General features: G+C 45.6%; 27 protein-coding genes. 20 read left to right on the plus strand and 7 right to left on the minus strand.

Annotated elements, in window-relative coordinates; all coding sequences use genetic code 11:
* Nucleotides 1–95: 95 nt before the first annotated feature.
* The 11 genes from VGD82_RS01145 to yegQ all read left to right on the plus strand — a co-directional run bounded on the left by VGD82_RS01145 (nucleotide 96) and on the right by yegQ (nucleotide 13,109).
* Nucleotides 96–446, plus strand: coding sequence for a winged helix-turn-helix domain-containing protein (locus tag VGD82_RS01145; protein WP_331018636.1), 351 nt, complete (start codon nucleotides 96–98; stop codon nucleotides 444–446).
* A 480-nt stretch (nucleotides 447–926) separates the two neighbouring features.
* On the plus strand, nucleotides 927–4,685 hold the full coding sequence (locus VGD82_RS01150; RefSeq protein WP_331018637.1) for an EAL domain-containing protein: 3,759 nt from the start codon (nucleotides 927–929) through the stop codon (nucleotides 4,683–4,685).
* A 291-nt stretch (nucleotides 4,686–4,976) separates the two neighbouring features.
* The gene (locus VGD82_RS01155; protein ID WP_331018638.1) at nucleotides 4,977–6,071 is read left to right on the plus strand and encodes a 3-deoxy-7-phosphoheptulonate synthase; all 1,095 of its coding nucleotides are present in this window, start codon (nucleotides 4,977–4,979) and stop codon (nucleotides 6,069–6,071) included.
* A gap of 110 nt (nucleotides 6,072–6,181) precedes the next feature.
* Nucleotides 6,182–6,472: a zinc ribbon domain-containing protein gene (locus tag VGD82_RS01160; protein ID WP_331018639.1), complete on the plus strand. Its 291-nt coding sequence runs from the start codon at nucleotides 6,182–6,184 to the stop codon at nucleotides 6,470–6,472.
* 23 nt (nucleotides 6,473–6,495) lie between these two features.
* Nucleotides 6,496–7,122 carry a DUF502 domain-containing protein gene (locus tag VGD82_RS01165; protein ID WP_135278751.1) on the plus strand — a complete coding sequence of 209 codons (627 nt, stop codon included), beginning with the start codon at nucleotides 6,496–6,498 and terminating at the stop codon, nucleotides 7,120–7,122.
* Between the two features lie 3 nt (nucleotides 7,123–7,125).
* Entirely contained in the window at nucleotides 7,126–8,913 is a 1,788-nt protein-coding gene (gene aspS, locus VGD82_RS01170) for an aspartate--tRNA ligase (RefSeq protein WP_331018640.1), read from the plus strand.
* A 199-nt stretch (nucleotides 8,914–9,112) separates the two neighbouring features.
* Nucleotides 9,113–9,640 (plus strand): adenine phosphoribosyltransferase, encoded by a 528-nt coding sequence (locus VGD82_RS01175; RefSeq protein ID WP_331018641.1) that lies wholly within the window; start codon nucleotides 9,113–9,115, stop codon nucleotides 9,638–9,640.
* Nucleotides 9,641–9,755: 115 nt separating this feature from the next.
* Nucleotides 9,756–10,151 carry a VOC family protein gene (locus VGD82_RS01180; protein ID WP_331018642.1) on the plus strand — a complete coding sequence of 132 codons (396 nt, stop codon included), beginning with the start codon at nucleotides 9,756–9,758 and terminating at the stop codon, nucleotides 10,149–10,151.
* A gap of 104 nt (nucleotides 10,152–10,255) precedes the next feature.
* On the plus strand, nucleotides 10,256–11,065 hold the full coding sequence (locus VGD82_RS01185) for a quinoprotein dehydrogenase-associated SoxYZ-like carrier (RefSeq protein ID WP_331018643.1): 810 nt from the start codon (nucleotides 10,256–10,258) through the stop codon (nucleotides 11,063–11,065).
* A gap of 134 nt (nucleotides 11,066–11,199) precedes the next feature.
* Nucleotides 11,200–11,619, plus strand: coding sequence for a secondary thiamine-phosphate synthase enzyme YjbQ (locus VGD82_RS01190; protein WP_015833053.1), 420 nt, complete (start codon nucleotides 11,200–11,202; stop codon nucleotides 11,617–11,619).
* Nucleotides 11,620–11,762: 143 nt separating this feature from the next.
* On the plus strand, nucleotides 11,763–13,109 hold the full coding sequence (gene yegQ, locus VGD82_RS01195; RefSeq protein WP_331018644.1) for a tRNA 5-hydroxyuridine modification protein YegQ: 1,347 nt from the start codon (nucleotides 11,763–11,765) through the stop codon (nucleotides 13,107–13,109).
* Nucleotides 13,110–13,168: 59 nt separating this feature from the next.
* Here yegQ and pqqA read toward each other — a convergent pair whose 3' ends face one another.
* Nucleotides 13,169–13,240: a pyrroloquinoline quinone precursor peptide PqqA gene (pqqA, locus tag VGD82_RS01200; protein ID WP_135278826.1), complete on the minus strand. Its 72-nt coding sequence runs from the start codon at nucleotides 13,238–13,240 to the stop codon at nucleotides 13,169–13,171.
* Nucleotides 13,241–13,551: 311 nt separating this feature from the next.
* Between pqqA and VGD82_RS01205 the strand changes: the two genes are divergently transcribed.
* From VGD82_RS01205 to VGD82_RS01245, 9 genes are all read left to right on the plus strand, one after another.
* Nucleotides 13,552–13,758 carry a hypothetical protein gene (locus tag VGD82_RS01205; RefSeq protein WP_135278745.1) on the plus strand — a complete coding sequence of 69 codons (207 nt, stop codon included), beginning with the start codon at nucleotides 13,552–13,554 and terminating at the stop codon, nucleotides 13,756–13,758.
* Between the two features lie 30 nt (nucleotides 13,759–13,788).
* On the plus strand, nucleotides 13,789–14,088 hold the full coding sequence (locus tag VGD82_RS01210) for a hypothetical protein (RefSeq protein WP_331018645.1): 300 nt from the start codon (nucleotides 13,789–13,791) through the stop codon (nucleotides 14,086–14,088).
* A 32-nt stretch (nucleotides 14,089–14,120) separates the two neighbouring features.
* Nucleotides 14,121–14,738 (plus strand): 30S ribosomal protein S4, encoded by a 618-nt coding sequence (gene rpsD, locus VGD82_RS01215; protein WP_331018646.1) that lies wholly within the window; start codon nucleotides 14,121–14,123, stop codon nucleotides 14,736–14,738.
* A gap of 166 nt (nucleotides 14,739–14,904) precedes the next feature.
* Entirely contained in the window at nucleotides 14,905–15,126 is a 222-nt protein-coding gene (locus tag VGD82_RS01220; protein WP_331018647.1) for a hemin uptake protein HemP, read from the plus strand.
* 7 nt (nucleotides 15,127–15,133) lie between these two features.
* A complete protein-coding gene (locus tag VGD82_RS01225; protein WP_331018648.1) occupies nucleotides 15,134–15,406 on the plus strand; it encodes a hypothetical protein in 273 nt (90 codons plus the stop codon).
* Nucleotides 15,407–15,553: 147 nt separating this feature from the next.
* A complete protein-coding gene (hemP, locus tag VGD82_RS01230) occupies nucleotides 15,554–15,724 on the plus strand; it encodes a hemin uptake protein HemP (RefSeq protein ID WP_331018649.1) in 171 nt (56 codons plus the stop codon).
* 53 nt (nucleotides 15,725–15,777) lie between these two features.
* Nucleotides 15,778–16,611, plus strand: a complete 834-nt coding sequence (locus tag VGD82_RS01235; RefSeq protein ID WP_331018650.1) for an energy transducer TonB — start codon at nucleotides 15,778–15,780, stop codon at nucleotides 16,609–16,611.
* Between the two features lie 71 nt (nucleotides 16,612–16,682).
* On the plus strand, nucleotides 16,683–17,435 hold the full coding sequence (locus VGD82_RS01240; RefSeq protein ID WP_331018756.1) for a MotA/TolQ/ExbB proton channel family protein: 753 nt from the start codon (nucleotides 16,683–16,685) through the stop codon (nucleotides 17,433–17,435).
* Nucleotides 17,432–17,851, plus strand: coding sequence for a biopolymer transporter ExbD (locus VGD82_RS01245; RefSeq protein WP_331018651.1), 420 nt, complete (start codon nucleotides 17,432–17,434; stop codon nucleotides 17,849–17,851). The genes VGD82_RS01240 and VGD82_RS01245 overlap by 4 nt, the downstream gene beginning before the upstream one ends.
* Before the next feature lie 155 nt (nucleotides 17,852–18,006).
* Here VGD82_RS01245 and VGD82_RS01250 read toward each other — a convergent pair whose 3' ends face one another.
* From VGD82_RS01250 to VGD82_RS01275, 6 genes are all read right to left on the minus strand, one after another.
* A complete protein-coding gene (locus VGD82_RS01250) occupies nucleotides 18,007–18,183 on the minus strand; it encodes a hypothetical protein (protein WP_331018652.1) in 177 nt (58 codons plus the stop codon).
* A 39-nt stretch (nucleotides 18,184–18,222) separates the two neighbouring features.
* Nucleotides 18,223–18,477, minus strand: coding sequence for a hypothetical protein (locus tag VGD82_RS01255; RefSeq protein WP_331018653.1), 255 nt, complete (start codon nucleotides 18,475–18,477; stop codon nucleotides 18,223–18,225).
* Between the two features lie 208 nt (nucleotides 18,478–18,685).
* A complete protein-coding gene (locus VGD82_RS01260; RefSeq protein WP_331018654.1) occupies nucleotides 18,686–19,909 on the minus strand; it encodes an ABC transporter permease in 1,224 nt (407 codons plus the stop codon).
* On the minus strand, nucleotides 19,909–20,640 hold the full coding sequence (locus VGD82_RS01265; protein WP_331018655.1) for an ABC transporter ATP-binding protein: 732 nt from the start codon (nucleotides 20,638–20,640) through the stop codon (nucleotides 19,909–19,911). Before VGD82_RS01265 ends, VGD82_RS01260 begins: the two co-directional genes overlap by 1 nt.
* A 14-nt stretch (nucleotides 20,641–20,654) precedes the next feature.
* Nucleotides 20,655–21,869, minus strand: coding sequence for an efflux RND transporter periplasmic adaptor subunit (locus VGD82_RS01270; RefSeq protein WP_331018656.1), 1,215 nt, complete (start codon nucleotides 21,867–21,869; stop codon nucleotides 20,655–20,657).
* 6 nt (nucleotides 21,870–21,875) lie between these two features.
* The gene (locus VGD82_RS01275; RefSeq protein WP_331018657.1) at nucleotides 21,876–23,387 is read right to left on the minus strand and encodes a TolC family protein; all 1,512 of its coding nucleotides are present in this window, start codon (nucleotides 23,385–23,387) and stop codon (nucleotides 21,876–21,878) included.
* Between the last annotated feature and the right edge of the window lie 237 nt (nucleotides 23,388–23,624).

Here is a 23,624-nt window from a genome sequence, read left to right on the forward strand (position 1 = left end):
GTTAGTATAATTTTCCCTGACTAAATATAGTTGCAAGGCCATATTAAGCTTGCTGGCTAGGTGCTTTTAATTTTTTAGGTACTATAATTGGCGACATGCTAAATAATCAGATCAAAATTAGAATATCTAATGGGCCGGCAACAGCGATGGGGCCAGGAAAAGCTGAACTCTTAGCTTTAATCCATGAGTGCGGCTCGATTTCCGCTGCAGCTAAGCAAATGAAAATGTCTTACCGCCGCGCTTGGCAGCTGGTTGATGAAGTCAATAAGTGCTTTGATCAGCCGCTGGTTGCGAGCAGTGTAGGCGGTAGCCACGGTGGCGGTGCTAAGCTAACAGAGTTTGGCGTTAAAGTGTTGGAAAACTATCATGCGCTGATTGCTAAATCCCAAGAGGCTTCTGTGCAGGAACTCGCGTTTATAAGGGCGCATCTCAAGTCGTCTGTTTAAGTGCATGAGTTCTAAAATGATAAAAACTTAACTAGCATCAGTTATGCCAGAGTTGTGCTTGTTTTGCTATCAAATCTTGCCGGAATACTAGTTGTATCAGTTGATCGCTCGCCTACTGTTGCTACCTCGGGCAGGCACCAATGATTGAAGTCTTTGTTTTATATCAAATAGTAGGCAATCTGTGATTGATTAAGCTAATTAAGTTTGTTAAATTGCCTGAACCATTAAAAATGGTGTTCAAAACTAATCTAAAGTTGGTATGTAAAGTGAGTGGGGTCTAGAAGCCGCCTCCAAGGGTTTTGTTATTGGATTAATCCGTAATAAAACAAGCATTCCTTAAAGGGGCTAAGGTTTATGTGTGGTGTACTTCACGATGTAGTTAATCTGCATATTCAAAATCTGAATTATATTTGCAGCCAAATCACTGTTGGCGTGTGTTTAGTTGGTCATCACATTTAGTGCTTTAAGGTGGTGCTCAACATGAATGCAATTGCGTACTTTTTCCGCCAGAAGACTGGATTTGCCGTATTAATACTGGCACTCTTAGCTTCTGCGTTTAGCTACTATGTGTATACCGAGAAGCAACTGGATGCAGCCAGTGAGTCTCGCTATCTTTCTCATCAGTTAGCAAGTCAACTCAGGCAGACATCAGATGACTTGACGCGAATGGTGAGATCTTACGTGTTAACGGGGGATGCCCGATACAAGCGTTATTTCCAAAATATTCTAGATGTTCGTAACGGCAAAATCCCGCTTCCTGAGGGTTACTTTCATTCTTACTGGGATATGGTGCTGGTGGGTAAATTGCCGCCACCATCCACACATGGCAAAGGCATTGCGCTATTAGAGATGATGCGTGATGCCGGATTTACACAGGATGAGTTGAATAAGCTCGCCTCTGCAAAACAGTATTCAGATGATTTAACCGCCTTGGAGTTTGAAGCGATGCGGTTTGCTGAGTTGAAAACACCAGATGTTGATGCGAACCGCTTAAAAGCCGCGCAGATGCTGTTGGATAACAATTACCATCAAGCTAAGTCCAAAATCATGGGGCCAATTAACGAGACCTTTTTGATGATGGATCGCCGTACATTGCGTGCAGTGGCGCACGCCAAGCGCGTGGCAACTGTGTTTAGGATACTGTTCATACTGGTTGCATTCTGGACAATATTATATATATGGCGAACCTATCGAGCACTGCATTCAACATTGGGGGCAAGTGCAAATGAGGTATATCAGCATATTTTTAGGATAGGAGCCGGTGACTTTTCTGTACCTATTACTGTCACGCCTGCGCAAGACAATAGCGTGCTGGCTGAGCTGGCAAAAATGCAAAGTTTATTGCATGCGCACGATGTGGAACGCACGCAAGCAGAGCAAAGTCTGCTTAGAAGTAAAACGCTTTTGGTAGAGGCGCAGCGGATTGCGCAAGTAGGGAGTTGGTCGCTAGATTGGCAGACAGGGGAGTTGCTTTGGAGTGAGGAGATTTTTCATATATTTGAAATTGATGAACACCAGTTCCATGCAAATTATGAAGCGTTTTTAAATGCAGTGCATCCTTGCGATCGTGAAGCAGTAGATTGTGCATTCAAGGCATCGGTTGCTAACCATGCTACATATGATATCACTCACCGCTTATTGCTGGCAGACGGCTCTGTGAAGTGGGTGCATGAGCGTGGCACGTCTGATTATGATGCCGCAGGTAATCCGACTTGCTCGCGGGGTACGGTACAGGATGTCACCGAGCGTCAAAATAGTGAAGCACTAATCCGTAAAACCGAAAGTTACCTCACCAATATTCTAAACTCGGTTGAAGAAGTGATTTGGACCGCGAGTGCGCCAGATTTCAGGGTTAATCACGTCAATGCAGCGATAGAAAAGCTTTGCGGGTTGGCGCAGCAAGCGCTGATAGACGATATCGATACCTGGATAAAACTCATTCACCCAGCTGATCGCGCACAAGCGCAATTGGCAATGGGCGCTGTATTTGAGCAATCCAGTGTGGCGCTGGAGTATCGCATTGTATTGGCTGATGGCACGGTGCGCTGGGTGTCAGACAGCCGCCATGTAGTTTATGGTGAACACGGCCAATCAGCTGAGCTGGTTTGCGTCATTCATGATGTGACAGCCAAGCGGCTGGCGGCTGATGCCGACCGTGAGAGTAAAGAGCGTGTGATTCAGATGTTGGAAACCAGCCCTATCGCTGTGCGCATTGCTACCTCATCCGGCGACAAGGTTTTGTTCGCGAATAAACGTTATACCGAGCTGATTAATTGCCCGGCAGAGAAGGTGATGGGGCGTAATCCTAAATTGTATTATGCACAAGCCGATGAGTACGAGGCGCTACTAGCGCATGTTAATAGTGGACACGCAATCAATGATAAATTAATCCAGCTGATAGTGGAGGGTAAGGGGCCAGTCTGGGTGATGGCATCTTATCGCCCAGTGCATTATGAAGGGGCTGCCGCAATATTGGGCTGGTTCTATGATGTGACTGACTTACGTCAGGCGCAGGATGCGCTGCTGCTGAGTGAAGCCCTTGCAAAAAAATCGTTGGAGGAGCTGAAGTGCCAAAAATATGCCCTGGATAAACATGCGATTGTTGCCGTCACCGATGTTAAAGGCAGTATTACTTACGCTAATGATAAGTTCAGTGAAATCAGTGGATATTCGGTTGAAGAACTGATCGGGCAAGACCATGCCATTCTGAATTCTGGCTATCATCCCAAGGGTTACTTTAAAGAAATGTATCGTACCGTTGCTAACGGCCAGGTTTGGCATGATGAAATATGCAATCGTGCCAAAGATGGCCGCTTATATTGGGTAGATACTACGATTGCGCCTTTTCTCGGTGAAGATGGCAAGCCGCAGAGCTACATTTCTATCCGCACCGATATTACACAGCGTAAAGCGGCGGAAGATAAAAGTAATTACTTAGCACTTTATGATCCATTAACCAACCTGCCCAATAGGCGCTTGTTGTTGGATAGGCTCGGTCATGCGCTCTCCTCTGCTATGCGTACTGGGCGTAGCGGTGCTCTATTGTTCTTAGATCTAGACCACTTTAAAACATTGAACGATACGTTGGGGCATGATGTAGGTGATTTGTTGTTGCAGCAAGTTGCCGAGCGCCTGACCGCTTGCGTGAGAGAGGGTGATACGGTTGCCCGCTTGGGCGGTGATGAGTTTGTAGTAATTTTGGAGGGCTTGAGTGACCAGGAGGTAGAGGCTGCAACTCAGGCAGAGGCGGTAGGCGAGAAAATCCTGACCAAGTTTATTCAGCCTTATCAGTTTAAAGGTTATGAATACCATATTACCTCCAGTATCGGCATTGCTTTATTTGGTAAAAACAACCTGAAATCTGACGAGCTGTTAAAGCAGGCTGATATTGCCATGTATCAGGCGAAGAAATTAGGACGCAATGCACTTAGCTTTTTTGATCCAAAAATGCAAGAGGGTATTCAAGCGCGTGTGGATATGGAGCACGAGTTGCGTAAGGCGCTTGATAAAAATGAATTCCAACTGTTTTATCAAATGCAGGTTGGTCTGGATGACCGAGCTGTGGGTGCAGAGGCGCTAATTCGCTGGATGCATCCAGAGCGCGGTTTAATTGCGCCTAATGAGTTTATAGCGATTGCTGAAGACTGCGGCATGATTCTATCGATAGGCGCATGGGTGCTGGATTCTGCCTGTGCACAATTAAAGCGGTGGGAGCATAGTGAGACTACGAGCGGCCTAACGCTTTCGGTGAATGTGAGTGCTAAGCAGTTCCGCCAAGCAGACTTTGTGGAACAAGTCACTAACGCTGTTGTACGACACGCTATTAACCCAGCGCTATTGAAGCTGGAATTAACAGAAAGTGCGCTATTGGATCATATTGAAGATGCGATTCAAATCATGGATGCGTTGAAGGAGGTTGGTGTCAGGTTCTCGTTGGATGACTTTGGTACAGGCTATTCTTCCTTGCAGTATCTAAGGTTGTTGCCGCTGTACCAGCTGAAGATAGATCGCTCATTTGTGCAGGATATCGCAATTAAAGGTAGCGATCAGGCCATTGTGCGCACAATTATCGCCATGGCCCATACTTTAAACCTGAACGTGATTGCAGAAGGGGTTGAAACGCAAGTGCAACAAGGCATACTGTTAGATAGTGGCTGTATGTATTATCAAGGCTATTTGTTTAGTCGGCCTGTGCCTGTTGATGTGTTTGAAGGCTTGCTTTTCAGTGCTGGTTTGTAGCGTTGGTAGCTTGTGACTGCAGGCTTAACTTAAGCGTGATGGTGGAAATGCCACTAAATTGTATCAAGTGTGCTGTAAAGTGTTAAAATCGTACGAGACGATTGGTTTAAAGGCAAAAAAGCAGAAAAGTGTGAGAGTTCAGCTTTTTTGCTTAAAACTCACGGTATAAAGCCGTGGCATACTGTTATGTCATCGTATTACTGTTTACAAGCCCGCGCTATACGGGCTTTGTTGTTTGTGTGTTTTGCTGTTGCGCACGTGTTTAGTTGTTGCAACCAATGAGTTATCTAAATGAGCCCAGTCCAAAAAATTATTACTGATGATGTGCGCATCATCGAAATCAAAGAGCTGACGTTGCCGTCTGTGCTGTTGAATAGACTTGAGCCTAGTGCAGCCACTACGGATATGATCGTTAAAACCCGTGCCGATATACATCGTATTCTGCATAGCGCCAACGACCGCCTATTGGTGGTGATTGGGCCATGTTCTATTCATGATTATGCGGCAGGTATCGAGTATGCAAAGCGCTTGCTAGAGCAATACCACAAGTATAGTAACGAGTTATTGATCGTAATGCGGGTTTACTTTGAAAAGCCACGCACTACTGTGGGCTGGAAGGGCTTGATTAACGACCCACATTTGGATGGTAGCTTTAATATCAATGCCGGTCTGGAGCTGGCAAGGCGCTTCTTGTTAGAAGTGAACGAGTTAGGCTTGCCTGCCGCCACCGAGTTTTTAGATACCATCACGCCACAATATACAGCTGACTTAGTGAGCTGGGGTGCGATTGGTGCGCGTACGACAGAATCCCAAATTCATCGTGAGTTAGCTTCTGGCTTGTCTTGCCCGGTGGGTTTCAAAAATGGTACCGATGGCAATATCCGTATTGCAGTCGATGCGATTAAAGCAGCAGCTAGCCCGCACCATTTCTTGTCTGTGACTAAAGAAGGCCGTTCAGCCATTATTTCTACTACCGGTAATGAAGACTGTCACGCGATTTTACGCGGTGGTAAAACTCCTAATTACGATGCCGCAAGTGTAGAAGCGGCGGCGGTTGAGCTGGCGCAATCTGGCTTAAATGCCAAAGTGATGATTGATTGCTCTCACGCTAATAGTCAGCGCCAATATCAGTTGCAGGCACAAGTGGCTGCAAATGTAGCCGAGCAGTTACGTGCGGGTGATGATCGTATTATGGGCTTGATGATTGAGTCGCATCTGAAAGCCGGGCGTCAGGACCATGCTCCAGGCTGCGAATTGGCCTATGGTCAGTCGATTACCGATGCATGTTTAGGCTGGGAAGAAACTTTACCCTTGTTAGATATGCTGGCGGAAAGCGTGAAGGCGCGTCGCCTTAAAAATCAACAAGATGATGATAGTGACGAGTAAAACTCGATAGTCTTTGCTGGTTAAATCGCTACGGTGTTAGCTGCAATAAAATTGCAATGGATTCAGGTATAATCGCTGGTTATTTAACGTATTAAGAACGGTGATTTTCTATGCCTATTTACGATTATCAATGTAGTAGCTGCGGACACAAAGCAGAAGTCATGCGCAAAGTGAGTGCTGCAAGCGTAGAAGCTTGCCCGCAATGTGCTAAGGAGACTTTCTCCAAGCAACTCTCAGCGCCCAGCTTTCAGTTAACGGGCAGTGGCTGGTACGCGACTGACTTTAAAGGCGGCGGTGCAAGTAAGCCTGCTAAATCTGATGATTCAGCAGCATCTGCGTCTGCAAGTGAGCCCAGTGCTGCAGCGCCAGCTGCTTGCGCCACAGGTTGCGCTTGTCACTAGTAGCGGCTGAATAAATCACGCGAATGAAAAAATACTTTATTACAGGCTTGTTAGTCTTAGTGCCGTTGGTGATTACCATCTGGGTGCTAAAGTCTTTCATCGCGGTGATGGATCAAAGCTTGTTGTTGTTGCCTGAAGCTTGGCATCCGCATACCTTGTTGGGGCGTGATATCCCAGGTATCGGCGCGATTTTAACCGTGTTAATCGTTTTAACGACAGGTTTGATTGCGACCAATTTCTTTGGCATGCAGCTCATTATATTGTGGGAAAAACTGCTTAATCATCTGCCAGTAGTGAAGTCGATTTACTCTAGCGTAAAGCAGGTATCTGATACTTTGTTTTCAGATTCAGGCAATGCTTTTCGTAAAGCCGTGCTGGTGCAGTTCCCGCGGGAGGGTGCGTGGACTATCGCGTTCTTAACCGGTACGCCCGGCGGCGATGTGGCAAATCATTTGCAAGGTGATTATGTCAGCGTTTTTGTGCCAACTACACCAAACCCGACCAGCGGCTTTTTCTTGATGATGCCGAAAGCGGATGTGGTAGAGCTTGAAATGACGGTAGACGAAGCACTTAAATATATTATTTCTATGGGCGTAGTTGCGCCTGTACCTAAGATTCCAAAACTTTTAACTCAATATTCAAACAATTAAATTATGATGCGTACACATTACTGCGGCCACTTAAACCGCGAACACATTGGTCAAACTGTCACATTATGTGGTTGGGCACATCGTCGCCGTGACCACGGTGGTGTTATTTTTATCGATTTGCGTGACCGTGAAGGTTTAGCGCAGATTGTGATCGACCCAGATACTAAAGACGCATTTAGCGTTGCAGAAACTGTGCGCAGTGAGTTTGTGCTAAAAGTGGTATGTAAAGTACGTGCGCGCCCAGAAGGCACAGTTAACCCTAACTTGCCTACGGGTGAGGTAGAAATGCTGGCGACCGAGATTGAGGTGTTAAACCCATCACTCACGCCGCCGTTTATGTTAGATGATGAAAACCTAACTGAAACCGTGCGTTTAGAACACCGCTATATTGATTTGCGCCGCCCGACGATGCAAAAAAACATGATGTTGCGTTACCGCGTGGCTAAAACCTTGCGTGATTACCTAGATGTTAACGGCTTTATCGAAGTTGAAACACCAATGCTTACACGTAGCACACCTGAAGGCGCGCGTGATTACCTAGTACCAAGCCGTGTGCATCATGGCCAGTTCTTTGCATTGCCACAATCACCACAATTGTTTAAACAATTGTTGATGGTGTCTGGCTTTGACCGCTACTTCCAAATCACTAAATGTTTCCGTGACGAAGACTTGCGTGCTGACCGTCAGCCAGAATTCACGCAAGTGGATATTGAAACATCGTTTATGGAAGAAAACGACATTATGGATTTGGTGGAAGAAATGATCCGCCAAATGCTTAAAGCAGTTCAAAACGTAGACCTGCCAGCTAAATTCCCACGTATGCCATTTGCTGAAGCCATGAGCCGCTACGGTTCAGATAAGCCAGATATGCGCGTGACCTTAGAAATCACTGAGCTTTCAGATGTAATGAAAGACGTGGACTTTAAAGTGTTTGCTGGCGCTGCCAATATGGTGGGTGGCCGTGTAGCTGCATTGCGCGTGCCAAATGGCGCGGCAATCAGCCGTTCTGAAATTGATGCCTACACCGAGTTTGTAAAAATCTACGGTGCTAAAGGCTTGGCTTACATCAAGATTAACGACATCACTAAGTTGAATGAAGAAGGCTTGCAAAGCCCGATTGTTAAAAACATTCACGTGACAGCATTGCAGGCGATTATTGAGCGCACTGGCGCACAAAATGGCGACATCGTGTTCTTCGGTGCAGATAAAACTAAAGTAGTGAACGAAGCTTTAGGTGCGTTGCGCCTTAAAGTTGGTCACGATAAAGGCCATGTAGATGGTCGCGCATGGGCGCCATTGTGGGTGGTAGACTTCCCGATGTTTGAACATGATGAAGATGCTGACCGTTGGGTAGCATTACACCATCCGTTCACTGCACCAAAAGATGGTCACGAAGATTTGCTAGCGGCTAACCCCGGTGCCTGTTTATCAAAAGCTTACGATATGGTCCTAAACGGCTGGGAAGTAGGCGGCGGTTCTGTGCGTATCCATCAGCAAGAAGTGCAGTCTAAAGTGTTCGACGCACTGAAAATCAGCCGTGAAGAAGCGCAAGAGAAGTTTGGCTTCTTGCTAGACGCATTGCAATACGGTGCACCTCCGCACGGTGGTTTGGCATTCGGTTTAGACCGTTTGGTAACATTGATGGCGGGTGCAGAATCTATCCGTGATGTAATTGCCTTCCCTAAAACACAACGTGCACAGTGCTTGATGACCAATGCACCAAACGAAGTGGATGAGAAACAATTGCGTGAACTGCACATCCGCGTTCGTTCACAAAACCCAGCGGCGTAAAATGCATTTCACTTCACGATAACGTTGTTACATCCGCTTGCCGTACTATTCGTACTGTCTACGTGGATGTGCCTAGTTCTCGTATCGTGAATTGTATTCTGGAAGATTAAGTATTGCTTCTAAATTCCCACATGAGTTGGCTGGTCCTAATGTTTTTAGGGCTGGCTACTCAATGTGCTTCAACATGGTGTAAGCGTTTATGCCTTTAAAATCCCTTATCCGCACTATCCCCCATTACCCCAAGCAGGGTATTCAGTTCCGCGATATCACCACATTACTTAAAGACCCGATAGGTTTTCGTATGGTGATTGATGCGTTTGCACAGCATTATGCTACCCAATCTATAGATAAAATCGCAGGTATAGAAGCGCGCGGCTTTATTGTCGGCGCAGCACTGGCGTATAAGCTGGGTGTAGGCTTTGTGCCGATTCGTAAATCTGGCAAGTTGCCTGCGGAGACCATAGGCCATGATTACGCTTTGGAGTACGGTGCTGACCGTGTGGAGATTCATACTGATGCCATTACGCAAGGTGAACGCGTGCTATTAGTCGATGACCTGATTGCAACAGGCGGTACCGCCGAAGCATCAGTGGCCTTGCTACAAAAACTGGGTGGCGTGGTGGTGGGCTGTGCCTTCGTTATCAACTTGCCTGATTTAGGCGGGGCTCAGCGCTTAAGTGATGCTGGGCTGGTGCCTTATTCACTATGCGAGTTTGAAGGCGATTAATCCTGTATTTCATCTCTTTGTGCTAGTTACGCAATGCAGCAAAGATGTTAAAGTGTTTCAATTAATATTGCCGAAAGCTTATCGGCTTACCACCTCAACTTACTGAAGTCATACTATGCCAGTCACCCAGCTTAATCATTACAATTTACGCACGCCTTACGAGACGATGTTAAAGCTCAAGGATTTTTACTGCGATGTACTTGGCTTAAAGGTTGGGCCGCGTGAGGGTTTTACCAGTAGAGGTTTTTGGCTTTATATTGGTGATACGCATGTGCTGCACTTAGCAGAGTATCGTGGTGAAGGGGAGCCATTAACCAATGTGCTCACCACCATAGATCATATCTCATTTACCTGTACCGACCTGCCTGCAATGGAGGCACATTTAAAAAGCCATGGTATTCACTACACTACCCGAGACTTGCCGGTGTTGAACGTGAAGCAAATCAATTTTAAAGATCCGGTGGGTAATGGTATAGAGTTGTTTTTCTACATGGAAAATGAGCGTAGTTAATGGGGTGGTGTTGCTTTCTCTGTTAGTCGTTAGCCTGTAGAACTATTTTGCAAAATTGTTTGTCTTAAGTCTTGTTAAAATAAATATTATTTGGAGCGTATCGTATGGTTATGCAGTTTCAAAGATGGGTAGGTAAACTTGCTGTTGCGGTGGGGTTGTCTCTAGCTTTTATTGCTAATACTAATGCAGAGGCCGACCCTAAATTATGGGCAGTAATGAAAGAAGCTTTTTTCGCAAAGCGTGAAATGAAAGAGGTGGACTTCATCAAGATTGAAGCACCGAAGCGTGCAGAAAGCGGCGCGCAGGTGCCTGTCACCTATAGCATTGATCGTGCGGCAGCCAATGGTGTGGTCATCAAGAAGTTATATGCGTTTGTAGATGCAAACCCGATTCCATTAACCGCTACTTATCATTTGACGGATGCACTGGGGGATTTTCAATTATCAACACGTATTCGCTTTGAAACTGACGCATACGTACGTTTAGTTGGTGAAACTGAAGATGGTAAGCTCTACTTGGGGTCGCGTGTGATTCGTGCCGCTGGTGGCTGTGGCGGTATGGTAGAGAACAATGAGGCAGAGATTCGCGCTGCTGCCGGCCGTATTAAAATGAATGTGGAAGCGCCGGCCAAGTTCGGCACACCAACCGTGGCAACTTTTAATATCAAGCATATTATGCGCACTGGTTTACAGCGTGACTTGGTGTCTCAAGGTTATGTACCAGCGTTTTATATTAATAAGGTTGATTTTGCTTATGATGGTAAGCCACTGATGACTGTAGATGTCGGCGTGGGTACAGCGGAAGACCCTTATTTCAAATTTAGTTTTATTCCAGCTTCAGCAGGCAAATTAGAGGCAGTAGCGACAGATAATGAAGGTAAGACATTTAGCCAACAATATGATGTGAAAATATAAAGTTAATATTTAATAATGAAATGGCCTCCAATGTGAGGCCATTTTTTTTGACCATGATTAAAATGTGGAAATTATTTGTCTGAAACAGATAATGCAATGTTAAAATTAGGCTATTGAAAATTAAGGACTATTTGATGAAAAGCTATCGTAAGGAACTTTGGTTTAACCCACCTACACGCGTGGCGTTTATTCGTATTACCGAGCAAATTCGTGAATGCTTGCGTGAAAGTGGTGTGCGTGAAGGCTTGGTGTTAGTTAATGCTATGCATATTACAGCCAGTGTGTTTATTAATGATGATGAGCGCGGCTTGCATCATGACTACACGCAATGGTTAGAAAAGCTTGCGCCACACGAGCCTGTGAGCAGCTATCGTCACAATGATACTGGCGAGGATAATGCAGACGCGCACATGAAGCGTCAAATCATGGGGCGTGAAGTAGTAGTGGCGGTTACTAATGGCGATCTGGATTTTGGCCCTTGGGAGCAAATATTCTATGGCGAGTTTGATGGTAGACGTAAGAAGCGTGTGTTGGTGAAAATTATCGGCGAGTAAAACCAGTACAAGCTTGCCTAGGGTGCTGCATGTTAATAAATTTCACCTTAGTTATTAATGATATGCCACGGCGCTTGTGCTTTATTGGCGCTTGTCTGGCATCGTACTTTTGATTTTATAGAAATTTAAGTGAAGTAATTGTGATGAAAATACCTGAGCTTTTGGCCCCAGCGGGCGATTTAGACCGTATGCGTACAGCATTTGATTATGGCGCAGATGCCGTTTACGCCGGGCAGCCACGTTATAGCTTACGTGCGCGTAATAATGATTTTACGATGGCCAACCTTGAGATTGGCATCAAAGAGGCGCATGCGCGCGGTAAGAAGTTCTTTGTTGCGAGCAATATCGCGCCACATAACGCCAAGATTAAAACCTATATGGCAGATATGGCGCCTGTAATTGCTATGCGTCCAGATGCCCTGATTATGTCTGACCCAGGTTTGATTATGATGGTGCGCGAGAAGTGGCCTGAAGTGCCGGTGCATTTATCTGTGCAAGCCAATACTGTCAATTATGCGACGGTGAAATTCTGGCAGGCGCTAGGCCTCACACGTGTAATTTTATCGCGTGAGTTATCTTTAGATGAAATTGAAGATATACGCCAACGCTGCCCGGATATGGAACTGGAAGTGTTTGTGCATGGTGCTTTATGTATAGCCTACTCTGGTCGTTGCTTACTTTCGGGCTATTTTAATCAGCGCGACCCCAATCAAGGTACTTGTACTAATAGCTGCCGCTGGGATTATAAAGTGCATGACGCAGCAGAAGATGCCGCTGGTGTGATTCGTTTGGATCAGTTTGATTTTAAGGCTGAGATGGAAAAGTCCAGCTTGTCTGGTTGTGGCAGTTTGCCCCGTCATCCATTGGCGGATAAGGTTTACTTGATTGAAGAAAAAGGCCGTCCTGGTGAATTATTGCCGATTGAAGAAGATGAGCACGGTACTTATATCATGAACAGTAAAGACCTGCGTGCCATTGAGCATGTGGAGCGCTTGATTAAAATGGGCGTGGACTCCCTCAAGATTGAAGGACGTACTAAATCGCGCTATTACGTGGCGCGCACTAGCCAAAACTACCGCAAGGCCATTGATGATGCGCTGGCTGGCCGTCCATTTGATTGGAATCTGCTAGGTGATTTAGAGAATTTGGCAAATCGTGGCTATACCGATGGTTTTTATCAACGCCACCACACAGCAGAGCACCAAAATTACAAACAAGGTTACTCTAGCTCTAGCCGCAGTTTATATGTAGGTGACGTAGTGGCTTATGATGCAGAAAAAGGCTTGGCTGATGTAGAGGCGCGCAATAAGTTTGCCGTGGGTGATCGCTTGCAGGTGATTCACCCAACAGGTAATCAGGATATTGTTGTGGAAAACCTATTTAATAAAAAAGGTGAGCCAATACAAGAGGCATCGGGTAGTGGCTACTACGTAAAGCTGCCAATCGTTGCTGGCGACTTAAGTAATGCGATGGTCGTGAAGTACCTATAAACCAATGGTGTGATATAAAAAAGGGAGCAATTGCTCCCTTTTTTATTGCTGAAATCAAATTACTTATTCATTACGTACATTGTTACTTCAAAGCCAAAACGCATTTCAGTTGCTGATGGTGATGTCCACATAATCGTTCTCCACAATAATTAGTTTTAATTTAGAACCAGCGTTTGGGCTGTCCCACAAGGCTAGTTCTTGAAAAGGATTATGCGCGCACCCATCAATTGGCGAGCTATTGGTATTCATGATTGGTACTTAATATTAATCATGAGAAGGCCGTCAGTCACTTTACTTACATAGCTAATGGTATTCACTTTGTAGGCCGTGCTGGGTTGAATAATCGCCATCAATAATACCTTAGTAATTTAGTCAAAATTAACAGTTGACTTAATAAATGAGAATCATTATCATTTAATTAACTTCTGGATTGGAGTAAATCATGAGTAAGCAATTAATTATTAGCCAAGCAAAGCTAACCGGTAATGAGGATTGCAAAGTGTTGTACAACAAAGCTAAAGACATTGTTGAACTGGAGATCGGTGATACTTCTTTACGGCTTGAAGTGCGCAATTTTTTTATGATGAATGAAATGATGCGTAAGGCTGTGGCGAGATTAGTGATGCAAACAGAGTTGCATCAGGCGTAAGTGTTAAAGCAATAAGAAGCGAGTGAAAATATGCAAAAACAAGTTACATCATTAAAAGCACCAAGTGAATTGTTTGACCCAGAGTTGCCAACCGCTAAAGAGTTAATGGCGGCAATTTGCTGTGTTGCTACGCAATATGCATTGAAGCCAACGCAAGAGTTGGCGATATTGGCGAGTGAGTTAGCCAATAAGCTGACGGCACCAGAATATGCAGATACCAAGTTGATCGAAGATATTGCCGAGCGTCTAGTGCAACAATGGGCGCGTATCGTGAGTGAGTACGGAGCCGAAGATAGCTGGTTGCTGGCAAGCCATAACACATTGCAATAAGTTAATTAATATCAAATAAATAAGGAAACAAGATGTCACGATTTATTGGCCCAAGATTAAAGGTGATGCGCGCACTGGGGATTGATTTGCCAGGGTTGTCACGTAAAACGATAGAGGCGCGCCCAACGCCGCCTGGCCAGCATGGCAATAAAGCTTCACGCAAGCGTCGTTCTGACTTTGGGGTGAAGTTGCTTGAAAAGCAAAAAATCCGCTTTAACTATGGGCTAACAGAAACACAAATGCGCAGATTGATTTTAGACGCGCGTAAAGGCAAAGAGCCAACTGGCGAGCGATTATTACAGTTGTTAGAGCGCCGTATGGATAACGTGGTGTTTAGAGCTGGATTTGCGCCTACGGTGATTGCTGCGCGCCAGTTGGTAAGTCACGGACATCTTATGTTGAATGGCAAGCCTGCCAATATCCCTTCGATTCGCTTGAACGTAGGGGATGAAATCACGATTAAAGCCAAAAGTAAAAATATGCCTATGGTGGTTGAAACAATTAAACAGCCATCATTAGAGCGTCCAGAATGGCTGGCATGGGAGGCGGATAAGCAGTTGGTCAAAGTGTCGCACTTGCCAGCGATTGCTGATGTGCCTTTCCCGGTGGATGTGCAACTGGTGGTTGAATATTACGCTAACCGTGTGTAACGGCTGGCAACAGAATTTGAGTTGCTCCTAACAGCAGCTTAAATGTAGTACTGCATGGCAACATGCGTCTCCTTGATCTTAATCGGTCATTTATGGTTGCGTTAAGTTAATTGCTTATGTAAGTCGACCATCTTTTTTAATTGAGCGTATCAATTGGGCAGCCATCATGAAAATCATTACTAATTTAACCTCTAAAGAGCACATGAGTTTTGATATAGCGATCGTGACAGACACTGAACGTACGCATGAAGACATTAAGATTACAAGGATTAAGAGATTGCACAGTGATAAGTTATTTACCAATGTAAAAGAGGTAATGATAGATCACGAGAACGAGACGTACATTTTACGTGTGACCAAGCAAAATAAATTGATACTCACTAAATAGGTGCGAGATGGAAAAAAATAATAAGCAGGAGCAAGCAATGAACAATGAAGAGTCATGCTCGCGTGTTTTGTTATCAAAAAATGAAATAGGCCGAATTGTGTTTTGTGAGGGCTGTAGTGTGGCTGAATTGGAAATTGGCGCCATTAGTTTGCGCATAGAGGGCAGCGCACTTAATTCGTTAAAAATGCTGTTGGCAGATGCTACAACTCGATTAACACTATATCAGCAAGAACAGGCTGTTTATAGTAAGCCAACAGCAATCAATTACAACGTGCACTGATGTGCTCAACTAAATAGAATCAATAACATAGCGCATGATTTGGCAATAAATAGATTGACAAATCTAAATGATAACAATTATCATTGTGCTTCGAGTTTGTTGATGTGTAAGCATCCCAAAACTTAACCGAATACTAAAGTTAGATGAATGATGCTTAATGACAAGAAAAATGCACCTAAACTTGCGCAGACTGCCCCCGTGAAAGAAACCACGAGTGAGGCTTTGTTCGCAGGTGCGCGTGAGTTGGTGATTAAGCATTTCGGTGAGGATTACCGTTTAAGACTCACTAGCCAAGGTAAGTTGATTTTAACTAAGTAGTACTGACTGTAACCGATGGAAATTGGTTTTTTGCAATAGGATGGGAGGAAGATATGGTATCAAGTTCAGAGTTAGCGGTGAATCCTCATTTCTTCTTGGATCCTGTTGTTAGTAGCGTAGAGGGCGCCGGTAAATTAAATGTAAAAGCTACGCCGCTTAACGCATATGCAAGTACTGCATCTGCAGCAGAGGATAAAGTTTCTTACAAGTTGCTCATCACCGTGCTGCTGCTTCATATGGCCGGGTTGGTTGGCATTCTTTATGCTAAACCGGAAACTGTTGAGCTAGAGAAGCCACAGACGCCGATGATGGTGAGTCTGGTGAGCCATGTTGAAAATATGCCGGAAGAAAAACCTTTGCCGGTGGTGGAGCAAAAGCCGGTAGTTAAAAAAGCCGTTGTTAAACCGCAAAAGGTGGTAGAGCAGCCACGCGTGGTAAACGATGATGCGGCGAGAAAAATCGAACAAAAAGAGCCAGTGACAACAGAGAAAGTGGAAACACCGGTTGTTGCTGAAAATACACCTACCGATTTACAGCCGGCGGCAAAAGCGAGCGAAGCTGTGGCTGAGGTGGCAAAGGCAAAAGCAGCGCCTGAGCCAGCGATTGAGCCACCAAGTTTTGGCGCTGCTTACTTAAATAACCCTGCACCGGCGTACCCTATGTCAGCAAGACGTATGGGCGAGCAAGGTAAAGTATTACTCAAGGTGTTGGTGTCAGAAGAGGGTAAAGCTACGACTGTGCAAGTGGATAGAAGCAGTGGTCATAGCAAGTTAGATGAAGCAGCGGTTGAAGCGGTGAAGAAATGGAGTTTTGTACCGGCCAAACGCAGCAATAAGCCAATGAGCGCATACGTATTAGTGCCAATCAACTTTTCACTGAATAGTTAGACCATAAGATTAAGCCGCAAGATTTAGACTATAAGATTAATGTACAGATTACAAATGAAGCGAGGTAAATGATGCAAAACGGGTATGAATTTAATAGTTGGGAATTTATCACGGCTGGTGGGCCAGTTTCTATGCTGGTGGCTTTGGTGCTGTTGGTAATGTCTGTTGCAAGCTGGTATTTTATTGTGACAAAAAGCATCGCTGTATGGCGTACACGTAGTGCTTATAAAGCTTATCTAGCTGCATTTTGGCAAGCACCAAGCTTAGCGGCTGCTGTAAAACAAGGTCAGCAAGCCTCAGCAACAGGCATGGCTAGATTGGCAGAAAAGGCAGTGCTAGCCGCAGAACATCACAAACTACACGCAGCTAAAGCTGTAGAAATTGTCGCGCAAGACGAATTTGTTGCACGCGCTATGAATCGCAGTATTGCTGAAGAAAGTGCGAATATGGAGAGCGGCCTTACTGTGTTGGCATCTGTAGGCAGTGTGTCTCCGTTTGTGGGCTTATTTGGTACGGTTTGGGGTATTTACCACGCGTTGGCAAGCATTAGCTTAAGCGGTCAGGCAACTTTGGATAAAGTGGCAGGCCCGGTAGGTGAGGCTTTGATTATGACGGCGTTTGGTTTGGCTGTAGCGATTCCTGCTGTGTTGGCGTACAACGCAATTGTTCGTAGTAACCGTGCGTTATCTGCTGAGTTAGAAAAGTTTGGTTATGAACTGCATACCTTGATTATCACTGGCGCAGTTATGAGCACTAAACGTGATGCGCATAAGCACAATGATGCTGTGCAACAAACTATGCATGTAGTGGGTGCGTCAGCATGATAGGGTCAGGTCATAATGCAGGTGTTTCATCTCATTCAGCACCTATGTCTGAGATTAATACAACGCCATTAGTCGATGTGATGTTGGTGTTGTTGGTGATATTTATTATTACTGCTCCCTTGCTTACGCATGCGGTAAAGATTGATTTACCACAAACCAGCAGTCAGCCGATTCCTGAAAAACCTGAAGTGATTTCAATCGCGATTGATGCGGCAGGCAAAATGTACTGGAATGATGCACCGTTGGTTGATGGTGAGTTGAAATCAAAACTGCAACAAGTGGCGCAGCAAAAGCCACAACCAGAACTGAATATCCGTGCGGATAAAGAAACACGTTATCAGATTTTGGCTGAAGTGATGGCCGATGCACAAAATGCAGGGGTCTCTAAATTAGGCTTTGTGAGCGAGAGTAAGTAGTCGCTTACTGAGTGAGTGAGTTGAAAAATGGCGCAGTGAATACTGCGCCATTTTTTTGTATGTTGCTTAGATTTTACGTCACAATAAATTTCACAACTATGATTAATGTGAGTAGCGGGTGGTAGGTGTGTCGTTGCTTAACATTTTAGCAACCTTCATTTTTTGGATTGCTCTGGCTTGCTGTGAGCAATAAATAAAAGGGAAAATATGCCAAAGAAGAAGCCAATCGCAGCCCATTGAACACGATTGCAAGCCCAAGTCTTTGCGATGTAATGGCATGCAATAGCGGAAGGAATGATGGTGATGATATAGAAGGTTAATAATGTTTCCATTATTCCATGTTGCCTAACGTTTGAATTAAGGGGCCGCTCTCATTTGAATGATTGGTAAGAGCTCCCCCGTTTTTGTTGAGCTCTCCATTGTTTCAATGTCATCGGATCTCCGCCAGTAATGTCATCAACAAGAACATGTTTGTCTTTATCTCGAATGTAAAATTCATTCCAGCGCGTATATTTTTCGGGCGTATCTTCAAATAAAGTAACTGACCAATAACATTGCCCTTCAATCAATGACTGATGGTCGGAACTTGGTATTGTTGTTACTTTTCTACCAGGTGTTGCGTACACCAGTTTTCTCCAAGCTTTTACTTCAGGCAAGGTGTATATAAAAGTTTCAGCTTTTAAGTATGAGGTTGACCCTTCAGCGTTTGCATCACAAGTCGCAAAAGTTATGGACGGGTATTAAGAGTCCGAAAACTAAAGTGGGGTATAACAATTTACGCATGGTTTTGATCCCCCTTTATGGCTCTAATTGCATATCAGTCTCTACATCACATTATTGATAACGTAAGGCCTCAATCGGGTTTAGCCTTGCGGCTTTACGTGCCGGATAAAACCCAAAAAATACGCCGATGCTGGCAGCCACACCAAATGCAATGGCTACAGAGTTTACTGAAATAATAATCTCAGCTTTGGTGATAGTACTCACCATGATGGCTCCGCTTACGCCTATCGCAATTCCGATTAAGCAGCCGACAATCGAGATGACAATTGCCTCCAACAGGAACTGTAATAAGATGTCGCGCTGGCGTGCGCCAATTGCCATGCGTATGCCTATTTCACGGGTGCGCTCTGTCACCGATACCAGCATGATGTTCATGATGCCGATGCCGCCTACCAGTAAAGAAACTGAAGCAATTGCCCCTAACAGCAGTGACATGGTGCGTGTGGTTTCCGCTGCGGAGTTGGCAATAGCCGTTAGGTTGCGTACCGAAAAGTCACTTTCAGCACCTTCGCGGATGTTGTGACGCTGGTTCAGCAAGCTGTTCAAGCCTTCTTCCACCATGGTCATGGTGTTGTCAGACTCCGCCTGCACCATGATTTGCCTGACGCTGCCCGGCAGTTGGTTGCCAAAAAGTTTACGCTGCGCGGTGGTGAGCGGCACAATGATGGTATCGTCCTGGTCGCGACCGTCCAAGGTTTGGCCTTTGCTATCCAGCACACCTAAAACCACAAATGGGCTTTGTTTGATGCGGATAGTTTTGCCAATAGGGTCAATATTGTCGCCAAAGATATTTTGGGCTATGGTTTGGCCTATCAGTGCTACACGGGTGGCCGAGCGTAGGTCGGACTCAGAGAAAGCATAGCCGTCACTTAAGCTCCAGCCACGGATGTCTAAATAACTAGGGGTGGTGCCGATGATGTCGGTATTCCAGTTATTACTGCCAAACACGATTTGTGCCTTACCCATGGTCACCGGTGCAACCCCAATTACACCGTCAAGTTCAGCGGCCGCATTTGCATCTTTCACATTCAGCGATGGTGCGTTACCCGTGGCTGATCTGGCGCCACCAGCCGTTGGCGGGCCTGAGAGTACTACAAACAGGTTGCTACCCATTGCACTAATAGAGCGTTTAACTGCGGCCTCAGCACCTTGGCCAATCGCCATCATCAAGACCACTGCACTTACGCCTATCACCATGCCTAACATGGTTAAAAACGTGCGTAAGCGGTTAGCGCCCATGGCATGCCATGCTTCACCTAGCATTGCAGTAAACATTAAATAGTCTCACTAATGGTTTGCGTGGATGTCATGCCAATTTCCTTGGTGCGAGTGTCTTGCACAATTCTGCCGTCTAAGAATCGCACTTGGCGGCTGGCATGTTCTGCAATATCAGCTTCATGGGTTACTAATACAATAGTGATGCCATCTTGGTTGAGTTCAGAAAATAGTGCCATGATTTCTTCGCTAGTCGTGCTGTCCAGATTACCAGTGGGTTCATCCGCCAGAATGAGCCTAGGCTTGTTTACCAGAGCGCGTGCAATGGCTACTCGCTGCTGTTGACCGCCAGAGATTTGATTGGGGCGTGAGTTCAGATATTTAGCCAGACCTACTTTTTCTAACAGTATCTTGGCGCGGGCGTGGCGCTCTGCTTTATCAACCCCGGCATATACCAGCGGCAACGCCACGTTATCCAGCAGGCTGGAGCGCGCCAATAAATTAAAGCCCTGAAACACAAAGCCTATGGTTTTGTTGCGCACTTGCGCCACCGCATTTTGCTCCATATTGGCAACTGGGTGACCATCTAATATGTACTCACCTTTGCTCGGTTTATCCAGGCAACCCAGGATGTTCATAAACGTGGATTTACCTGAACCTGAGTGCCCCATAATGGCCACGTAGTCACCATTTTCTATGCTTAGGTTAACATCCTTAAGCACCGGAAATGGCCCTGCTGCTGTTTGGTAGTCTTTGTATAGATGATGGACTTCAATAACGCTGTTTTGCATGGCTGATATCCAATCTAGAACATTCTAGGCCCGCGCATATTGCCGCCAGACTGTGCTTGTCCATTGCTTTGCAACTCAGCCACAATCACTTGCGTACCTATATTGATGCCATGTGTTTTTAAATCTTGGCCGGTAATTTCGGTATTGCGTCCATCGGTAATGCCGGTGTGCACTTTAATTGCTAAAGGCTTGCCATCTTTTAAGATATAAATGCTACCGGTGTTAAGGTCTGAGCCTTTATTCCCCTTTTTACGACCACTCGCATTTTTGCGTGGTTCGTTTTTCGCACTGTCTGTAGTGTTGTTGTCTAGCTTTGGTTTGTAGCGTAATGCCGCGTTGGGTACCAACCATGCCTGCTCGCGCTTGGCAACGCCAATGTTCACGTAAGCGGTCATGCCTGGCAGTAGCAGTTGTTCGTTGTTATCCACTGAGATTACTACGTCGTAGGTGACTACATTTGAGGTGTTGGTTGGGTTAAGGCGTACTTGTTTAACTACCCCTTCAAAATTGCGGTTGGGATATGCATCCACATTAAACTTGGTAACTTGTCCCACTTTGATATTGCCAATATCGGCCTCTGCAAAGCTGGAGTTAATCTGCATTTTTGATAAATCCTGTGCAATTTTAATCAACGTTGGTGTTTGAAAGCTGGCGGCAACAGTTTGCCCAACGTCTACCACGCGATCTACCACCACGCCTGAAACAGGTGAGCGGATGATCGTGAAATTAAGGTTGGTCTGGTCACGTGCTAGCAGGCCGCGTGCGCTGTCTAACTGTGCTTTTGCAGACTTCAATACTTGTACTGCGGTATCTAGCTCCTGTTTTGATACATACTCCTGTGCATATAGCTGGCGTATGCGTTTTTCATTAGCCTGTGCTAATTCAACAGCGGCCTGATTGTTGCGTACACTGGCTTGCGATTGGCTGATTTGCGCCATAAATAGCGAGTTATCCAGCTCTAATAGCACCTGATCCTTTTTCACCGCATCATTAAAGTCTACGTACAGCTTTTTAACGATACCGGAAATCTGTGTACCTACACTTACCAGCGTTACTGGATTGAGTGTACCGTTTGCCGATACGGTCTGTTCAATATCGCCTTGTGTGATTTCCGATAAGCGGTAGGTGTCAGCTGGGTTGGCCTGGTGCGTGCGCTGGTAATAGAAATAAGCAGCAGCGCTTAATGCGATGAACGCAATAATCAGGATGATGTTTTTAAATAGTTTCATAGCGAGCTAATCGATTGAAGGAGTGTTCGTGGTAGGCGAGGCATTAACGGTTGCGCTCGGTAGCGATTGAATCATGGCATGATCCAGTGAACCCATGGCCTGAGCTAATGTAGCGCGTGTAATGTTGGCGTTAAGCGCTGCCTGAATTTGTTGTTGCTGTGCGCTGGCTAAGGCACTTTGTGCGTTGAGCGTATCAATAATATTACCTACACCTGCTTTGTAGCGCCCAAGCGCTACGCGGTAAGACTGATCTGCACTTGCTACCAGCACTTCGGTCGCGCTTACTGATTCTAGTGCGGTGCGTAAGTTCTGGTAAGCCGTCCATACATCTAATGAAATTTGCAGCCGTAAGCGGTCACGCTGTGCCGCGCGTAAATCTGCAGTCGCTTCGGCGGCACGTATTCTGTAAGTTGGGGCGTATCCGTTAAATAGCGGGATTGCCACAGTCAATCCCAAGGTAGAGTTGTTGCTGGTGGCCAGGCTAGACCCATCTTGCAGGTTGTTGGACATGGAAACCGAAACGGTAGGCTTAGCTGCAGCCTTGCTGGCATCAATGCTTGCTTGTGCGGCTTTAAGCTGAGCCTCGCTGGCAATCAGGTCGGGGCGTCGTGTGCTGGCTTGTTCTATCAGTGAATTGACATCACTTAATATGTTGGCGGATGGCATGGCGGTATTGCTCACTACGCGTATTTTCTGGTTGGCAGGTAAGCCCATCACATTTGCCAAGTTGCCATAAGCGGTTTGCAAACTGCCCTCGTTAGTAATGCGGGTTAGCGTGAGTTGTGCGTAAGCGGTTTGCGCCTGCAACTTATCTGCTGGGGTAGATACGCCAGCGTTGTATCTGGCCTCAGCAGCTTTAAAGCTTTCGTTACCCGCACGCTCTGCCTGTAATGCAGCCTCTACCGCAGCAGTCTTGGCTTGTACTTGATAGAACGCAACGGTGGCTGCGAGCAGCACGCTTTGTACCGTGCTGCTTTGGCTAGCACTAGCTGAAAGTAACAACTGGCGTGCGCTTTCTAAGTTTGCATTACGGTTACCAAAGTCATATAAAAGATAGCTTGCCACTAGGCTATTGCTTAGATTCAAGTTGGGGTTGCTACGTGTTGCTGATTCTGGATGGAGTACGCTCAGATTGGTGCCAATATTGTCGGTTAACGTTGGCAGGTAAGCTGATTTAGCAACACCTAACTGCGCTGCCTGCACGCGTGCGCTGGCCCAAACCTCACTGGTTTGTGGGTTATTGCACAAACTGGCATTGGCAACTTCAGCTAATGTGAGAGGCTTGGCAAAAGTGGATGCAGATAGTTGCTCTGCACACGGTGAATCTGGCGATTGATAGCCATCCGTGAGTTTTGGCAATGCAAATAGTTTAGTTTGCAGTGGGTCGTTTTGCTGAGCATGTTGATCTTGGTACCAGATGCTATCTTCAGCAAAAGCGTGTTGAGTGATTAGCAGCAAGCTAGCCACACATAAGCGTATGTTTATATTGGTCTTTAGCACAATGTTATATTGAATCATTTTTGATATTGAGGTGCATGATGCAAATTTTATCCCTAAGCAGTCAGTGCCTTCATCGCTGAAAGTGACCGATTAATGATTATGAAGCTAATCATACATAATAGTTGCAATTCTAAATGAGAACAGTTATCATTAGCGCTTAATTTACTTAGTTTTACATTTGTATATCTTATGTAAAGCTTAATTCCAATTTTTTAGCCAGCCAGTAAGTGTTGCTCATGCAATAGACTTAGTTAG

This window comes from Methylotenera sp., assembly GCF_036401095.1.
In the GTDB taxonomy this organism is placed as follows: domain Bacteria; phylum Pseudomonadota; class Gammaproteobacteria; order Burkholderiales; family Methylophilaceae; genus Methylotenera.

What these genes read in the sequence shown, in the direction of transcription:
- VGD82_RS01190 (WP_015833053.1), top strand. Translation starts at nt 11,200, where the DNA reads ATGAAAAGCTATCGTAAGGAACTTTGGTTTAACCCACCTACACGCGTG.
- VGD82_RS01205 (WP_135278745.1), top strand. Translation starts at nt 13,552, where the DNA reads ATGAGTAAGCAATTAATTATTAGCCAAGCAAAGCTAACCGGTAATGAG.
- VGD82_RS01275 (WP_331018657.1), bottom strand. Translation starts at nt 23,387, where the DNA reads ATGATTCAATATAACATTGTGCTAAAGACCAATATAAACATACGCTTA.
- VGD82_RS01175 (WP_331018641.1), top strand. Translation starts at nt 9,113, where the DNA reads ATGCCTTTAAAATCCCTTATCCGCACTATCCCCCATTACCCCAAGCAG.
- VGD82_RS01220 (WP_331018647.1), top strand. Translation starts at nt 14,905, where the DNA reads ATGAAAATCATTACTAATTTAACCTCTAAAGAGCACATGAGTTTTGAT.
- VGD82_RS01155 (WP_331018638.1), top strand. Translation starts at nt 4,977, where the DNA reads ATGAGCCCAGTCCAAAAAATTATTACTGATGATGTGCGCATCATCGAA.
- hemP (WP_331018649.1), top strand. Translation starts at nt 15,554, where the DNA reads ATGATGCTTAATGACAAGAAAAATGCACCTAAACTTGCGCAGACTGCC.
- VGD82_RS01265 (WP_331018655.1), bottom strand. Translation starts at nt 20,640, where the DNA reads ATGCAAAACAGCGTTATTGAAGTCCATCATCTATACAAAGACTACCAA.
- VGD82_RS01210 (WP_331018645.1), top strand. Translation starts at nt 13,789, where the DNA reads ATGCAAAAACAAGTTACATCATTAAAAGCACCAAGTGAATTGTTTGAC.
- VGD82_RS01250 (WP_331018652.1), bottom strand. Translation starts at nt 18,183, where the DNA reads ATGGAAACATTATTAACCTTCTATATCATCACCATCATTCCTTCCGCT.
- VGD82_RS01240 (WP_331018756.1), top strand. Translation starts at nt 16,683, where the DNA reads ATGCAAAACGGGTATGAATTTAATAGTTGGGAATTTATCACGGCTGGT.
- VGD82_RS01160 (WP_331018639.1), top strand. Translation starts at nt 6,182, where the DNA reads ATGCCTATTTACGATTATCAATGTAGTAGCTGCGGACACAAAGCAGAA.
- VGD82_RS01145 (WP_331018636.1), top strand. Translation starts at nt 96, where the DNA reads ATGCTAAATAATCAGATCAAAATTAGAATATCTAATGGGCCGGCAACA.
- VGD82_RS01150 (WP_331018637.1), top strand. Translation starts at nt 927, where the DNA reads ATGAATGCAATTGCGTACTTTTTCCGCCAGAAGACTGGATTTGCCGTA.
- VGD82_RS01225 (WP_331018648.1), top strand. Translation starts at nt 15,134, where the DNA reads ATGGAAAAAAATAATAAGCAGGAGCAAGCAATGAACAATGAAGAGTCA.
- VGD82_RS01245 (WP_331018651.1), top strand. Translation starts at nt 17,432, where the DNA reads ATGATAGGGTCAGGTCATAATGCAGGTGTTTCATCTCATTCAGCACCT.
- VGD82_RS01235 (WP_331018650.1), top strand. Translation starts at nt 15,778, where the DNA reads ATGGTATCAAGTTCAGAGTTAGCGGTGAATCCTCATTTCTTCTTGGAT.
- yegQ (WP_331018644.1), top strand. Translation starts at nt 11,763, where the DNA reads ATGAAAATACCTGAGCTTTTGGCCCCAGCGGGCGATTTAGACCGTATG.
- VGD82_RS01180 (WP_331018642.1), top strand. Translation starts at nt 9,756, where the DNA reads ATGCCAGTCACCCAGCTTAATCATTACAATTTACGCACGCCTTACGAG.
- VGD82_RS01185 (WP_331018643.1), top strand. Translation starts at nt 10,256, where the DNA reads ATGGTTATGCAGTTTCAAAGATGGGTAGGTAAACTTGCTGTTGCGGTG.
- VGD82_RS01270 (WP_331018656.1), bottom strand. Translation starts at nt 21,869, where the DNA reads ATGAAACTATTTAAAAACATCATCCTGATTATTGCGTTCATCGCATTA.
- rpsD (WP_331018646.1), top strand. Translation starts at nt 14,121, where the DNA reads ATGTCACGATTTATTGGCCCAAGATTAAAGGTGATGCGCGCACTGGGG.
- VGD82_RS01260 (WP_331018654.1), bottom strand. Translation starts at nt 19,909, where the DNA reads ATGTTTACTGCAATGCTAGGTGAAGCATGGCATGCCATGGGCGCTAAC.
- VGD82_RS01165 (WP_135278751.1), top strand. Translation starts at nt 6,496, where the DNA reads ATGAAAAAATACTTTATTACAGGCTTGTTAGTCTTAGTGCCGTTGGTG.
- aspS (WP_331018640.1), top strand. Translation starts at nt 7,126, where the DNA reads ATGATGCGTACACATTACTGCGGCCACTTAAACCGCGAACACATTGGT.